11 protein-coding genes are annotated in these 14,540 nt (G+C 62.5%); 6 read left to right on the top strand and 5 right to left on the bottom strand.

Annotation, left to right across the window (positions count from 1 at the left end; translation table 11 throughout):
- Positions 1–3: 3 nt before the first annotated feature.
- Entirely contained in the window at positions 4–1,086 is a 1,083-nt protein-coding gene (locus ACN50D_RS19260; RefSeq protein WP_230359514.1) for an iron-siderophore ABC transporter substrate-binding protein, read from the top strand.
- Here ACN50D_RS19260 and ACN50D_RS19255 read toward each other — a convergent pair.
- A complete protein-coding gene (locus ACN50D_RS19255; protein WP_230359515.1) occupies positions 1,022–1,855 on the bottom strand; it encodes a phosphatase PAP2 family protein in 834 nt (277 codons plus the stop codon). The two genes, ACN50D_RS19260 and ACN50D_RS19255, sit on opposite strands and share 65 nt — an antisense overlap.
- 117 nt (positions 1,856–1,972) lie before the next feature.
- Here ACN50D_RS19255 and ACN50D_RS19250 point away from each other — a divergent pair, with 117 nt between their 5' ends.
- Positions 1,973–2,647 carry a response regulator transcription factor gene (locus ACN50D_RS19250; protein ID WP_058227663.1) on the top strand — a complete coding sequence of 225 codons (675 nt, stop codon included), beginning with the start codon at positions 1,973–1,975 and terminating at the stop codon, positions 2,645–2,647.
- 3 nt (positions 2,648–2,650) lie between these two features.
- On the opposite strand, the gene ACN50D_RS19245 is transcribed toward ACN50D_RS19250, so the two are convergent.
- The 4 genes from ACN50D_RS19245 to ACN50D_RS19230 form a co-directional block, all read right to left on the bottom strand.
- Positions 2,651–4,039 carry a sensor histidine kinase gene (locus ACN50D_RS19245; protein WP_047269574.1) on the bottom strand — a complete coding sequence of 463 codons (1,389 nt, stop codon included), beginning with the start codon at positions 4,037–4,039 and terminating at the stop codon, positions 2,651–2,653.
- Between the two features lie 87 nt (positions 4,040–4,126).
- The gene (locus ACN50D_RS19240; RefSeq protein WP_007734413.1) at positions 4,127–5,524 is read right to left on the bottom strand and encodes a serine hydrolase domain-containing protein; all 1,398 of its coding nucleotides are present in this window, start codon (positions 5,522–5,524) and stop codon (positions 4,127–4,129) included.
- Positions 5,525–5,544: 20 nt separating this feature from the next.
- A complete protein-coding gene (locus ACN50D_RS19235) occupies positions 5,545–8,913 on the bottom strand; it encodes a serine hydrolase (protein ID WP_211921533.1) in 3,369 nt (1,122 codons plus the stop codon).
- Between the two features lie 54 nt (positions 8,914–8,967).
- Positions 8,968–10,578, bottom strand: a complete 1,611-nt coding sequence (locus tag ACN50D_RS19230; protein WP_211921535.1) for an ABC transporter substrate-binding protein — start codon at positions 10,576–10,578, stop codon at positions 8,968–8,970.
- A gap of 162 nt (positions 10,579–10,740) precedes the next feature.
- Here ACN50D_RS19230 and ACN50D_RS19225 point away from each other — a divergent pair, with 162 nt between their 5' ends.
- The 4 genes from ACN50D_RS19225 (at position 10,741) to ACN50D_RS19210 (ending at position 14,528) form a co-directional block, all read left to right on the top strand.
- Positions 10,741–11,901 carry a pyridoxal phosphate-dependent aminotransferase gene (locus ACN50D_RS19225; RefSeq protein WP_037132442.1) on the top strand — a complete coding sequence of 387 codons (1,161 nt, stop codon included), beginning with the start codon at positions 10,741–10,743 and terminating at the stop codon, positions 11,899–11,901.
- Positions 11,902–11,965: 64 nt separating this feature from the next.
- Complete coding sequence (locus ACN50D_RS19220; protein ID WP_003945736.1) at positions 11,966–12,571, top strand: TetR/AcrR family transcriptional regulator; 606 nt, start codon at positions 11,966–11,968, stop codon at positions 12,569–12,571.
- A 55-nt stretch (positions 12,572–12,626) separates the two neighbouring features.
- Positions 12,627–14,048: an adenylosuccinate lyase gene (gene purB / locus ACN50D_RS19215; RefSeq protein ID WP_003945775.1), complete on the top strand. Its 1,422-nt coding sequence runs from the start codon at positions 12,627–12,629 to the stop codon at positions 14,046–14,048.
- A 66-nt stretch (positions 14,049–14,114) separates the two neighbouring features.
- Entirely contained in the window at positions 14,115–14,528 is a 414-nt protein-coding gene (locus tag ACN50D_RS19210; protein WP_042920316.1) for an HIT family protein, read from the top strand.
- Positions 14,529–14,540 lie beyond the last annotated feature (12 nt).

Genomic DNA, 14,540 nt, shown 5'->3' with positions numbered 1-14,540 from the left:
ACCATGACGGAAGATGAAGCTGTCATGCTTCACGACGTACGGGACACGATCATGAATTTTCGAAAGAAGTCACGCAGTGTAATGCTGATCGGCGCACTGACATTGGTGGCAGCTCTCAGTGGCTGCTCGAGCGAGGACGCGTCGCCCACAGATGCCGAGATCAGTGCGTCAGCTCCGGCGGACTCTGCGTTTGTCGCTCCGCGAGAAGTCCCGGTTGGAATGGGGAGCGGAAAGTCGGACGGCGAGTTCCCTCGTACCGTCTCACACTTCAAAGGGGACACCACGATCGAATCGCAGCCCGAAAAGGTTGTCGTCATCTCGACCGGGCAAGCAGATGCACTCCTGTCGCTCGGTGTCGTGCCCGCAGGTTCGACGCGTGGTGACGGTGCGGACCTGGTGCCTCCGTACTTGTTGTCTGCGTACCCCGAATTCCGTACTCAGCTAAGTGATGTCGTTGACGCAGGTGGACGCTTCACACCGAATTTCGAAGCGATCGTCACGCTCGATCCTGACCTGATCTTGATGAATGTTGCAGGAAAGGACGCTGATTCGCTGTACGACCAGCTTTCCGCCATCGCACCCACGGTGGCAACACAGGGAACCGGCGTCTACTGGAAGCAGGACTTCCTGCTGGTTGCCGACGGGGTAGGTAAGACGCAGCAGGCGACGGCACTGCTGGATACCTTCAATACCGATGCCGCGGCCCTCGGTGCTTCCCTCTCGTCGCCGCCGACGGTGTCGTTCACGCGCCAGAACGGAAATCGTCTGCGCATCTTCGGTATTCCTTCGTTCACCGGCAGTATCGCCGAGGATGCCGGCTTGACCCGTCCGCAGTCGCAGCAGTTCGACGACACTTCCCGAGACATCAGTGAAGAAGAGTTGAACGTGGCGGACGCCGACTGGATCTTCTACGGCGTGCAGGGCGGGGACCCGGCGACATTGACGAACGCGCCGTTGTGGGCGCAGTTACGTGGTGTGGTCGCCAACCACGCCGTCGCTGTTGACGATGACGTCTTTTACCTCAATACCGGGCCGACTGCGGCTCGTGAAGTGCTGAAGGTTCTGCAGAGCGCATTGCAGCAGTAGTCGATTCAGCTTGGTTGTGAGTGCTGACGAACCGGAAGACGGCTCCGCCCACGGTGACGGCAAGCGTCGCGAGAATGGCCCCGGCGATGACGTCGGTGAGCCAGTGAACTCCCAAATACAGGCGAGTCAGGGCTACAACGATTGTGACTGTCACGGCGAGGAGCATCAGCAGTCTCTTGACGGCGGGTGTGCGGTGCGCGCTCAGAACGAGGACGACGATGCCGAACAGTGCAGCGGTCCCGGTGACGTGACCAGACGGGAACGAGTGGCCGGTCTCGAGAAGAACCTGGATGTTGGTCGGCGGACGTTCGCGACCGACGAGCGCTTTGATTACCGTGCTGGCGACCGCCGCCCCGCCAACGGTTCCGATCACGATCAAGCCCGGAACGACCGAACGCGCTCGCCATGAGATGAGCACTCCGCTGGTGATCCCGAGTAGCGCGGTGGCGACCGGGCTACCGAGATCTGTGACGGCGACCGCGATCTGGTTCAGGGCGCCGCTCCGATGATCGACCATCCAGTCGGTCACCGGCCCGTCGAAGCTCGTCAACCACCCGCTTCCATACACCTGGATCGACAGCGTCACCAGTGCAAGCACGAGTCCGCACGTGCGAAGGGCTGTAGACCGAACGCTGGAAGCTCGGTAGATCGAACCGAACGCGAACAGAGCTGCGGCCACCACGATTGCGGCAACCGCGATCTCTGCGGTGGTGCTCTCGGTCAGGACTTCGGTGACCACGTTTCGCACGGTCGACACAGTTGCAGGCATGAATGCAGTGTGACGAGCCGAAGCTGAAGAAACGCTGAACGGAACTCGGCTCTGGGTCTACCGTCTGCTCTACTGGGTGCATCCGAACAACTGCGTGGCGACGAAACGGGGCCGGTGGTGCGAGTACTGGTGGTCGAAGACGAAGTGCGCCTGGCCGAGACGATCCGGCGGGGATTGGTGGCCGAGGGATTCGTGACCGCGGTCGAACTCAACGGTGACGACGGATTCGCGACTGCGTGCAGTGACGAATTCGACGTGATCGTTCTCGACATCATGTTGCCGGGCAAACACGGGTACGACATCGTGCGGGATCTACGCGCCCGGGAGATCTGGACGCCGATCCTCATGCTCTCGGCAAAGGACGGCGAATACGACCTGGCTGATGCATTCGATCTCGGCGCCGACGACTACCTGGTCAAGCCATTCTCGTTTGTCGTGTTTCTCGCTCGGCTGCGCGCACTGGTGCGTCGCGGCGCTCCACAACGTCCGGCGATACTCTCCGTTGGAGACCTGTCCCTCGACCCGGCCAAACATCAGGTGAGCAGAGCGGGAATCGAATTGACCCTGACGCCAAGGGAGTACAGCGTTCTCGAATTCTTGATGCGCAACAATGGTGTGGTGGTCACGAAGACCGAGATCGTTCGCGCTGTCTGGGACACCAACTACGAAGGTGACGAGAACATCGTCGAGGTGTATATCGGTTACCTTCGTAAGAAGCTCGACCTCCCGTTCGGAACTCAGAGCATCGAAACGGTCCGAGGCGTCGGGTACCGCTTTGTCGGCACTGCCTGATCGTCAGTCGTTCGGTACCGGAATCGTCACCTCGAATCGACTTCCACCGCCCGCCCTCTCGCTGACGGAAATGGTTCCGTGGTGCGCCGCAACTATTTCCGACGCGATGGCGAGTCCGAGTCCGGACCCGCCTCCCTGCCTCGACCGCGGCTGGTCCAGGCGGACGAAGCGTCCGAAGATTCGTTCGCGTTCTGCTGCAGGGATTCCGGGCCCGTCGTCCTCGATCACGATGTGGGCTTCGTTTCCGGCTTCGGAGCACTCGAGATACACGAGGGTCTCCGCATGCCGCACTGCATTGTCCACGAGGTTTCGCACCATCCGCGTCAATGCTCTCGGGTCTCCGGAGACCCGAACCGGAGCCACGGCAGCGGCGACCGTAACTGCGGAGATACCGTCGATCCTTTTCTGCTCGGCGAACAAGATGTCATCGAGGTCGACGTCGACGACGATGCCGAACTTTTCGAGTTCGCTTTCGTCAGAGCGCGCGAGAATCAACAGGTCTTCGATCAACTGCCGCATTCGGCGCGCCTCGGGAAGTAGTGCGTCTTCGATCAGCGCGTCGTCGAGGAGATCCGGGCGTCGGTGTGCCAGTTCGAGGGCCGTCGTGATCGTGGAAAGCGGACTGCGTAACTCGTGTGAGGCATCGCTGACAAATCGTTGCTGGGCCAGCGCACCTTCGTCGAGGCGCGCCAGCATGTCGTTCATTGTTGTTGCCAGTCGGGCTATCTCGTCGTTCCCTGACGGGACAGGCACTCGTTCACCTTGACGCCCACTCGAAATCGACGCTACCCGAGCGCGGATGCGTTCGACCGGAGCGAGGGCCGAGCCGACAAGGCGGTAGGTGGCAAACGCAGCCAGCCCCAGGACCAGGGGTCCGACTATGGCTAGCAGAACGGCAACGGTCGTCACCACGGTTTCAACCGGTTCGCGGTCGGCGCCGACGAAGACGGTGACTGGTCCGGTCGGCGTCTGAGCGCCTCGCCCGATCAGCCAGTAGTCCTCGTCGTCGGACTTCTTGACCCTTCCGAGAGCGTCCGACTCGTCAGGGCCGAGAAAACGTTCGGACAGGAGGTCGCTGTCGGTTCCCGGTGATTGGGCGACTATTCGGTGATCGGCGTCGACGATCTGCACGATTCCGATCTGACTGTCTGTGGACAGAAGCGAAGGGTCGAGATCGGCCGGGTTCTTTCCGTTGAGCTGCTGGACCAATTGCGTGGCGCGAGCGTCGGAGCTGTTCAGCGCGGACAGATGCAGGGAGTTTGCCAGCACGAAAATCAGTGCAAGCCCGGCGATCACCAGGCAGAAGGCGATCACGAGTGTCGAAGCCACGGTCGAACGGGCACGCACGCTCCACCGGGAGGGGTGCAGAATCGACTCGCCGATGAAGTTCATGGCGTCCAGTCTGTACCTTCTCGGCTGTGCATTTACGAAGACGGGTGACGCGGTCCCGTAATCGGACCGCGTCACCCGTCTAGAGGATCAGGCCACTCGCTTGGCGGTGCGGCCGCCGAATTCGAGCATCACGGCGCGACCGGTGTCGTCGGTGACGAAGCGTCCCAACGCCCGGGTGGTGTCGGCGCGCGCAGCGAAGTCACGGTCGTTGAGGAAGGCGATCGGGATTGCCGGCGGCCAGACGATGTCCTCGTATTCACCGAGATCCTGCGCGCTGCCCATCCGGATGCCGATTCCCTCGTCACCGGGGGCGACGGTCATCGTCAGTGAGCCGGCCTGATACTTGCCCAGGACTGCGTCGACGGCAGCGGGTTCGGGCTCGACCACGTCGAGGGATGCCGGCGTGGGTAGTTCAGTGAGGTTGGCCATGCACCAGTCGACGATCTTCTTGCCGATTCCGCCGCCGAGGGCGTTGGTCAGCACGGTGACGGCGAAGTTCTTCTCGGGCACTGTCATGAACTCGGAGACCTGGAGGTTGCTCACGTTTCCGCCGTGCCGCACTACCTGTGTGGTTCCGTATCGAGTCAACAGCCATCCCAGGCCGACTTCTTCGAACATCATCGCGGCGGGACGCTGCGGCTTCTGCATCAACAACCGGGTGGACTCGTCGAGCGGCTGTCCTTCGCCGGGGTGTTCGCCAGACAGTGCGTAACGTGCCCAGACGAGTTGGTCTCGCACCGAGGACCACATTCCGCCGCAAGGGATCATGCCGCGGTCCAGCCCGGTTTCGTTGGACACGAACGGCACACCGTCGCGGATGTAGTGACCGAGTGCGAACCGGTGGGTCATCACGTCCCAGGGCAGGAAGGCCGAGTTCTTCATTTCGAGGGGGTCGAGCACGCGCTGCTTGACCAGCTCTTCGAAGGTCAATCCGCTGATCTTGGCCACGACATGTCCGGCGAGAACGAATCCGGAGTTGCTGTAGGAGAAGACTTCTCCGACGGGAAATTCTTGTCGCAGTTCGTTCAGCCGTGAAACCGAGCGTCCCAGGGCGTCTTCGCCCCAGCCTGCCGAGAGGCCCGCGTCGCCGGTGAATCCGCCGGTATGGGTGAGGAGGTGACGCATCGTGACTGTGCGCGTGGCTGTTTCGTCGGCGAAGGTCAGTTCGGGGACGTACTCGACCAACGGGGTGTCGAGATCGAGTAGGCCGTCCTCGACGAGTGCCATCGCGGCTGTTGCGGCGAACACCTTTGTGGTGGAGCCGATCATGAACATCGTCTTGTCGGTGACCGGGAGTTGGGTTTCGACGCTCTCGATGCCACTGGTGACGACGATGTCCTTGTCGCCGTGAACGATGCCGACCGAGACGCCGGGGATGTTTGCCTCGACCCTCCACTGATCGACGAGTTCTTGAAGCTGTTCTTGCATCTTTGATTCCTCGAGTTCGCTGGCGTTCTGTGTTTCGGCGTTCTGTGTTTCCGTCATCGTATGTGTATCGGTCATCGTCACGCGTTAACCCGTGGTAGGAAGCGGAATCCGACGTACACTCCGTCTCGGTGCGGCCGTACCGTCGTCCAACCCGCGGCCCCGGGTTGACGGGTGGTCCAGGTCCCCGGGATCTGCGACGGTACGAGAGTGGCTACCGTTGCAGGCTTCTTCGGAGCTGTCTCGTCTTCCTCGGGATTCGGGATTACGTCGCCGATGACGGTGATCACGGCCTCGTCAGCGGACTCTCCACGACGGAACTCGATTGCTATTCCGCCCGAGCTGTACTTTCCCAGAACCGAATCCGGAATCGACTCCACACTCGCGGGGTTCGGGGCGAGGGCTTGCGGAGGTTCGAGTCCGACCAACGCGGCCGCGGCTTCGGTGAAGAGATCACGGTAGAGGCCGTCGGCCTTGCCGCCGCTGGTCAGCAGTGCGATCGCGACATTGTGGCGGGGGAAGATGCGCAGATACGCGTGCTGGCCGATGGTGCTGCCGTCGTGCCCGAAAATCTCTTCGCCCGACCAGGTTTCGTGGAACCAGCCCAAGCCCCAACCCGACTTGTCCGGGAACAGTTCGCTGATGTCGATTTCGGGTGTGCGCATCGCGGCGGCTGACTTTTCCGACACGATCCGTACGCCGTCGACGCTCTGTCCTTCGAGAAGACCGAGTTCCGCGAACGTGAGTAGATCTCCGATGCTGGCAGTGATGCAACCCGCGGGCCCCATCGAGCGCGTGATCGGCCAGACGGGCATCACGACGGAGTTCCCCGTATGACCCGCTGCCACAGAGTATCTCGGTGTATCTCCGGTCAACGTGAGTGTGTGCGCGAGGCCGAGCGGATCGATGATCCGCTCCTTGAGGATGTCGTCCCAGATGCCGCCGCGAAGAACCTCGACGATACGAGCTGCAAGGACGTACGCGGAGTTCGAGTACGCGAAGCCGTCCTCGAGTGGATGAACCTGACGGAAGTCACGCAGGCCCTCGACGTAGCGTTCGACGACGTCGTCGCCGCGACCCTTGTCGATGAACAGGTCACCGTCGATTCCGTTGCGATGGTTCAGAAGTGCGCGAACCGTGATGCGGGCAGCTGTTTCCTCGTCCTGCAGTGCGAAATCGGGCAGGATCGACCGGACGGTCGCGTCCAGGTCGAGCAAGCCTTCGTCGACCAGCTGCATGACCAGCATCGCGGTCCATACCTTGGTGATGGATCCGATCTGGAACAGGGAGTCGGTGGATACCTCGACCCCGGTGTCTGCATTGATCACGCCGGAAGCAACCGTCGTGCGGGTGATTTCCTTGCCGCTGGAATCGAGTGTGAGAATCCCGAATTGAGCACCGGTGACGCCGTAACGCTCACACAGTACGTCCAGCGAACGCTTCCACGCGTCGGCTCCGGCAGACGCGTTGGCCAGGCCGGTCTTGGGCAGCTTCGCGGAGGTGTATCGCTTGACCCATTCGATGAGTCGTGTGCTGTAGTCGATTCGGTGCGAGATCGAGCCGTTGACGAGGAACCCGTGGCTTGCACCGGGATACGCCACCAGACGGGTGGGTACGTGCTGCTGGCGCAGTGCGGCGAACCAGGCCTCGGCTTGACCCAGCGGGCACCGCTCGTCCGACTTTCCGTGCAGGATCAGCGTCGGGGTCACCACGTTCTTCACAGCGGCGAGCGGTGAGGCTGCCAGCAGCTTGGCGGAGTTCTCGGGAACAGTCGTGCCGGTGGCGAGTGACGCGAGGTGCGGACCGAAATCGCAGACTCCGGCCATGGCGTTGAAATCGCAGATCAGCCCGCCGGCAACCGCAGCGGCAAAACGATCCGTCGCGGACGTCAGGTGACACGTACTGTATCCGCCGTAGCTGTACCCGGTGATCGCCAGACGGTCCCCGTCGACAAGTCCCTCGGCGACAAGCGCGTCGATCGGCTCGAGGAAGTCGGCTTGGTCGGAGGTACCCCAGGCGCCGTTGACGGCGTACATGAAGTCTGCGCCGTACCCGTCCGACCCACGTGGATTGAGGGTCAGGATGCGCCAACCCTGGGCGGCGAGAACCTGGTGGGCGGGGTGATAGGTATCTGCAACGCCGGTCCACGCGTTGTGCGGTCCGCCGTGAATGTCGAGCAGAAGGGGTGCAGCGCCACTGGTTTCGGGAGCGGACAGCAACCAACCATGCACGGTGCGGCCGTCGGAGATGGTGAACTCGCGTTCCTCGGCGGCAAACAGTGTCACCTCGGGGAGTGCTTCTGCGGTGAATTTCGTCAGCGTGGTGACCGCGCCGCTGTCGAGATCGACGAGTGCGACCTCGCCGAAGGACTGCTGCGTGGTGACGATGACGGAGGCGACGCGGGCGTCACGGGCAACGGAGAGCGCCGAGACGACCTCGTTGGGATTGGCGACGAGGGATCGAGAGGTGCCGGTTTCGATGTCGGCCGCGTACAGATGCGTCCATCCACGATCGCGTAGGCAGAACACGATTTCGTCGCGAGTATTCGACAGTGCCGGTGTGCCGCCGGGGTAACCGGGTGCACCGGGCATCACGTTGCGATCGAGATGAGCTGTGAGGGTGACGTCGACCGGTGTCTCGGTTGGGCCGGGGACGGACAGCCGGATCAGGTCTGCAGTTCCGACACGGACCTCGGGAGTGCCGATGGCGACGACCGAATCTCCCTGCGGATGCCACAGTGTGGAGCCCTGCACTCCGGTGGCATGACCGAGTCGCTGCGGGGGAACCGACAGATCGTCGACGAGGATTCGGTAAGCGCTGAACGTGAGGTTCAGATCACTGTCCGGTTCGAGATTCGCGGTGAAGGCAAGAGCCGTGCCGTCGGGCGACCAGGACGGAACGTCGGCATTCCAATCACCGTCGGTGAGCCGTCGAACTGCCTTCGTCTCCAGATCGACGGTGTGAAGGTGGCGCCGGAAGGTGCCGAGCCAACCGGCACCGTCCACCTTGTATCCGAGTCGGTCGGTGACGATGGGAGCATTCGGATCGGTGGAGTCCGAACGTGAGACCACAGCGGCGAACGCGATGGCATTTCCGTCCGGGTTCCAGGCTGCTGCACCGGCGCCGAGGGGGAGTGATGCTGATGTGGTGAGAGTTTCGGCCTCGCCACCGGCGAGCGGGATCAGGTGCAGCTGCGCGGAGTCGCCGACCTTACGCAGGAAGGCAATCGAGGTTCCGTCCGGAGAGAACCGAGGGGCAGAATCGGCGGGCCCTGCGGTGAGGCGGCGAGCCTGGGAATCGCGGGACACCGCCCAGAGCGATGTAGTTGCCTTTCCGGCAACAATTTCCGAGCGAACGAAGACGACCACGGTGCCGTCGGGAGAGATTGAGGTCTCAGTGGGTGTGACCACACGGTGGAGGTCGTCGAGAACAAATGGACGGTCAGTCATGTAGATCCTTCGAATCGGAGAAATAGATGCAGACGTAAAGCTTTGTCTTCCGGCTTATTTCAGAACGCGAATGCCAGGGCCGGCCAGGGTGCCGCCAACTGGTGCATACAGGGCCGTTGCGCCGTTGAAGAACATGAAGTTCGGCGACGTGGACACCGGAATGACGTCGGACGAGGTGAACAGTGCTTGTTCCGCTTCCTTCCACACCGAGCAGGATTCCTGCCCGGGCAGAACCGAGGCCTTCGCCGCCAGTTCGGCGTACTTTTGATTGTCGATCGATGCGAAGTTGACACCCGACGGTGGGGTGGGGCCGGCGAAGTACGGAACGAAGATGCTGGGGGTATCGCTCTGGACGGTCAGTCCGATCGAGATCGACCATGACGTCAGGTCTTTCGCTGCGAATGTGTTGGAAATGATGAAGTTGTTGTCACCACCACGAAGCTCTACCTTCGCACCGAGCTCCTGCCACTGCTTCATCGCGTATTCTGCTGCTGCAGAGGTGGTGTCGCGGTAGTTGGCAAAGATGACCGTCAATTGCAGCGCTTGACCGTCCTTGGTCAGGACACCGTCGGATCTGGGCTTCCAACCGGCGTCCGCAAGAGTCTTTTTCGCAGCGGCCATGTCGAACTTCGGAACTACACCGGTGACGCTGTCGAAGTCACACGCCCGCGGATCGACTACTGCCAGTGCCGTAGCTCGTGAGCCTTTGCCACCGGTGTTGATGTCCGTGTAATCGTCGAGATCGATCGCTTGCACGAGTGCGGTGCGTACGGCTTCGTCCTTGGTGGGGAGAGCCGCATTGTGGTTGAAGATGAACTGTCCGCTCAGGGTGTTGGACGTCATCGACTCGAGGCCTGAAGCTTCCACACGTTCGATATCCGCGCCGGCAACCGGGGCCGCGTTGACCGTTCCGGTGAGGACGAGATTCGCCGTCGTCGCGGCGTCGGTCACGACCTTGATCGTGACCGTCTTGGGCACTCCGAGCGTGTCCGACGTGGTTTCGCCGTTCGGCCCCCAGTTGTATCCGTCGCGGCGTTCGAGCGTGACGTGATCGTTGGCCACTACTTCGGTGATCTTGAACAGTCCGGTTCCGTTGCTGCTGCCTCGAACACTGGCAGGGTCGTCGAGGGCTGCCTGGCACGCCATCTTGAGAGCGCCGATGCGCTCGAGGAGGAAGGGCGCGGGTTCCGTTGTCTTGATCGTGAGCTCGTCACCATCAGCGGTTGCTACCGCAGTTTCGGGTACGGATGCTCCCAACCACGGCGAGCCGTTGGTCGTGTCGACGACCCAGTTGATGTTGTTTGCCGCTGTCTGGGCAGTGAAGGTCGTGCCGTCTTCACACGTGATCCCCTTTTTGAGGGTGAAGTTCAGCGAAGTTCCGTTCTCGCTCCATTTTTCGGCCAGATACGAGCCCGCTGCGCGGGTTTTGGGGTCGATGGCCAACAACGAGTCGTTCGTATAGCTGTTGATCGCCTGCGTGGCAGTCAGATTGGTGATCAGGGGATGAAGGTTGCCGGGATCGGTGTTCACGATCGTGGTGAAACTGCCGTCCTTCGCGTAGTCGCCGGAAGAATTGCCGCCAGGATCAGAGGTGCTTCCGCACGAGGCAACCGTGAGAACGCCGATCGTGACCAGAGCCGCAGTGGGCACTGAGCGAGCTTTCATCTGATGCACCTTTTGATCGAAGGAAGTCGTTGATCAATGTTGCGCGAGGGACGTGGCCCAGGTCTCGTTGAATCGACTCATGCTGAGCGCCTGAATCTGTCGGATCGTCACAATGGGTGGTCGTCGTTTCTTGCCGCACCACGGTTCGACTACCGTCGGAGTGTGCGCTCAGAATCTCGTCGATCAGATATCCAGACCTTCCATGTCATGGATGTATGGAAGGCCGCGACCGAACGTCAGCGGACACATGGTGACGTCCTGACCTTGGCGGCAGGTCAACCGTCGACGCCCGCGCCGGCACCGGTGCTACGTGCGACGCGAGAGATTCTGGGCACCGAACTACTCGGGTATACCGAGACTTTCGGGATCCTGCAGCTACGCGAGGCTATTGCGCGCTACCACAGCGAGCGATCGGGAATCGCCGTCGACGCCGAAGACGTGGTGGTGACGACCGGTTCGTCCGGGGCGTTCACCTTGCTCTTCCTGGCCGCGTTCGACGAGGGCGACACCGTGGTGGTTGCTCGACCCGGATATCCCGCGTACCGCAATACCCTTGCCGCTCTCGGCTGCAACGTCGTCGAACTCGACTGCGGGCCGGCAACTCGATACCAGCCGACAGTGGAAATGCTCGAGGCTTTGCCGTCGCCGCCTGCCGGTCTGATCGTCGCGAGCCCGGCAAATCCCACGGGCACGGTGATCTCGCCCGAGGAGCTCGCTGCATTGGCGACGTGGTGCGAGCAGCACGGAACTCTTCTGATCTCGGACGAGATCTACCACGGCATCGGATACGGCGATCAGCACACGTCGAGCGCCTGGGAGACCTCACGCGAATCCGTCGTGATCGGCTCGGTGTCCAAGTACTTCTCGATGACGGGTTGGCGACTCGGGTGGATGTTGGTGCCGACCTATCTTCGGCGCCCGCTGCAGAGACTCGCGTCGAACATGACCGTGTGTCCGCCCGCGATCTCTCAGTACGCCGCCGTCGAGGCATTCTCGGACGAGGCGAAGGTCGAGTTGGACGGGCACGTTCAGCGGTACGCCGTCAATCGTGAACTGTTGTTGACCGGGTTGCCGAAACTGGGCATCACCGAGTTGGCTCCCGCCGACGGTGCGTTCTACGTCTACGCGGACATCGGCCATCTGTGTGGCGACGAGGGCGCCACCGCGTGGTGTGCCCGGTTGCTGACAGATACCGGGGTCGCGCTGGCACCCGGAATCGATTTCGACACCGTCCACGGAAACCGGATGGTCAGACTCTCGTTCGCGGGTGCGACAGCAGACATCCAGGAGGCACTGGCCCGCCTCGAGAAGTGGCTCGGGTAACAAACAGCAGGGTCTTCGAGCTGTTTCGCCATGCGGAGGTGCCCTCTGCTGGCACGATGTCGTGGTGTCTTCTGCAGCTACGCCCAAGGGCGAACGACGTCGCCAAGCTCTGGTGGCGTCCGCTGCTGAACTTTTGCTGGAGGGCGGGTTCGACGCCGTTCGTCACCGAGCGGTGGCAACCAGAGCTGACCTTCCACTGGCTTCGACGACCTATTACTTCGACTCACTCGACGATCTGATCGCGTGTGCCGTCGAGCTCAACGGCAACGCCGACATGGAAGCGATGCGCGCCAGAGTGGCTGCGGTGACCCAACGTCGGCGGGGCGCGGAATCAACCGTCGAACTGTTGGTCGAGCTGCTGCTCGGAGACGAAGAGAAGCGGCCGGAGAGCCGCGAGCGTTTGATCTCGCGCTACGAACGATTCGTCGCGTGTGCCCGTCATCCCGCACTTCGTGACGTGCAGTTGCGCCTACGAGCCCAGCTCGACGACCTGTTGACCGATGCGCTTCGACGCTCGGGCCGGTCGGCTCCCGAGGGGCAATTGCGCCGTCTTGTCGCGATGGTCGACGGTGCGATGATCACGGCTCTGGGGGAGTACGACCCGGACCCACGGGGGTTGGCCAGGGGAATGCTCTTGGAATCGATCGACGTGATGGCGCCGCCGGTCTAGCTCGGTCTCTATCGGGGGTAACGGCACTGCTTGGCCCCCGTTAGACTGAGGCCTCGTGAGCCGCATCCCGAATGTCCTTGCCAACCGCTACGCCAGCCCGGAGCTCGTTGCTCTGTGGTCTCCCGAGTACAAGATCGTGCTCGAGCGTCAATTGTGGGTGGCGGTGTTGCGTGCGCAGGCAGAGCTGGGCATCGACATTCCGGCCGACGCCATCGACGACTACGAGCGTGTCATCGACAACGTCGACCTCGAGTCCATCGCGGACCGCGAGCGGGTCACCCGCCACGACGTGAAGGCACGCATCGAGGAATTCAACGCACTCGCCGGGCACGAGCAGGTCCACAAGGGCATGACCAGCCGCGACCTCACCGAGAACGTCGAGCAGCTGCAGATCGTGCGTTCTCTCGAACATGTCTACAACCACGGCATCGCCGTTGCCGCCCGCTTGGGTGAGCGCGCTGCCGAGTACTCGTCCATCGTCATGGCCGGCCGCTCGCACAACGTCGCAGCTCAGGCCACCACCTTGGGCAAGCGTTTCGCTTCGGCCGCCGACGAGCTGCTGGTTGCACTGACGCGTCTGCGCCAGCTGATCGACCGGTACCCGCTTCGTGGGATCAAGGGCCCGATGGGGACCGCTCAGGACATGCTCGACCTCCTCGACGGCGATGCGGCCAAGCTCGAGCAGCTCGAAGCGAAGGTTGCGGAGCACCTCGGATTCGCTCACGTGTTGACCAGCGTCGGCCAGGTGTACCCGCGTTCCCTCGACCACGACGTCATCTCCGCGCTCGTCCAGGTCGGCGCGGGCCCGTCGTCGTTTGCACACACGATCCGCCTGATGGCCGGCCACGAGTTGGTCACCGAAGGCTTCCAGCCCGGCCAGGTCGGCAGCTCGGCGATGCCGCACAAGATGAACACCCGCTCGTGCGAGCGAGTCAACGGACTTCAGGTGATCCTGCGCGGATACGGCTCCATGGCAGCCGAGCTTGCGGGTGCGCAGTGGAACGAGGGCGACGTCTTCTGCTCCGTCGTGCGCCGCGTCGCGCTCCCGGACGCGTTCTTTGCGATCGACGGCATGTTCGAGACCTTCCTGACCGTGCTGATCGAGATGGGCGCGTACCCGGCCGTCATCGAGAAGGAACTGACCAGGTATCTGCCGTTCCTCGCCACGACGCGCGTGCTCATGGCCGCCGTCCGCGCCGGCGTCGGACGCGAGACCGCACACGAGGCGATCAAGGAGAATGCCGTCGCAGTTGCGCTGGCGATGCGTGAAGAGGGCAAGGAGCCCGACTTGCTCGATCGCCTTGCCGCCGACGACCGTTTGCCGCTCGACCGCGTTGCACTCGACGAGGCCCTGGCCGACAAGGCTGCTTTTGTCGGTGCCGCTTCGGCTCAGGTCGATGCCGTTGTCGCCGAGGTGCAGAAACTTGTCGACGCCAACCCCGAAGCTGCGGCGTACGCGCCGTCGCCGATTCTGTAAGGGCTACGCCCCGTGCGCCTTTTCGGTGGTCACCACTACCGAAAAGGCGCACAGGGGCCGGAGACCATGGACTGCATCTTCTGTTCCATCATCGCCGGTGAGGCCGAGGCCAGCGTCGTCTACGACGACGCGAATGTCCTTGCCTTCATGGATATTCGGCCGTTCACATCCGGCCATCTCCTGGTCGTGCCGAAGCGCCACGCCAGTGGATTGTCCACGCTCGATCCCGACGACGGTGCCAGGATCTTCGCCGTCGCGCAGAAGATCGCCGCGGCGATGCGTACCGGATCTCTCCCCGTCGACGGAGTGAATCTGCACCTCTCCGACGGAGCTGTTGCGGGGCAGGAAGTCTTCCATGTTCATCTGCATGTCATTCCGCGAAATCGCGGCGACGGCTTCGGCCTGCGCGCCCTACCTCGCACGCCCAATCGGACAATCCTCGACAGCACGGCTGCCGTCATTCGAGGCGCACTGAACTAGAGGTTCACCCGG

This window comes from Rhodococcus sp. SB1D, assembly GCF_048573875.1.
Classification (GTDB): domain Bacteria; phylum Actinomycetota; class Actinomycetes; order Mycobacteriales; family Mycobacteriaceae; genus Rhodococcus_F; species Rhodococcus_F qingshengii.
This window is presented reverse-complemented; position numbering and strand designations above follow the sequence as displayed.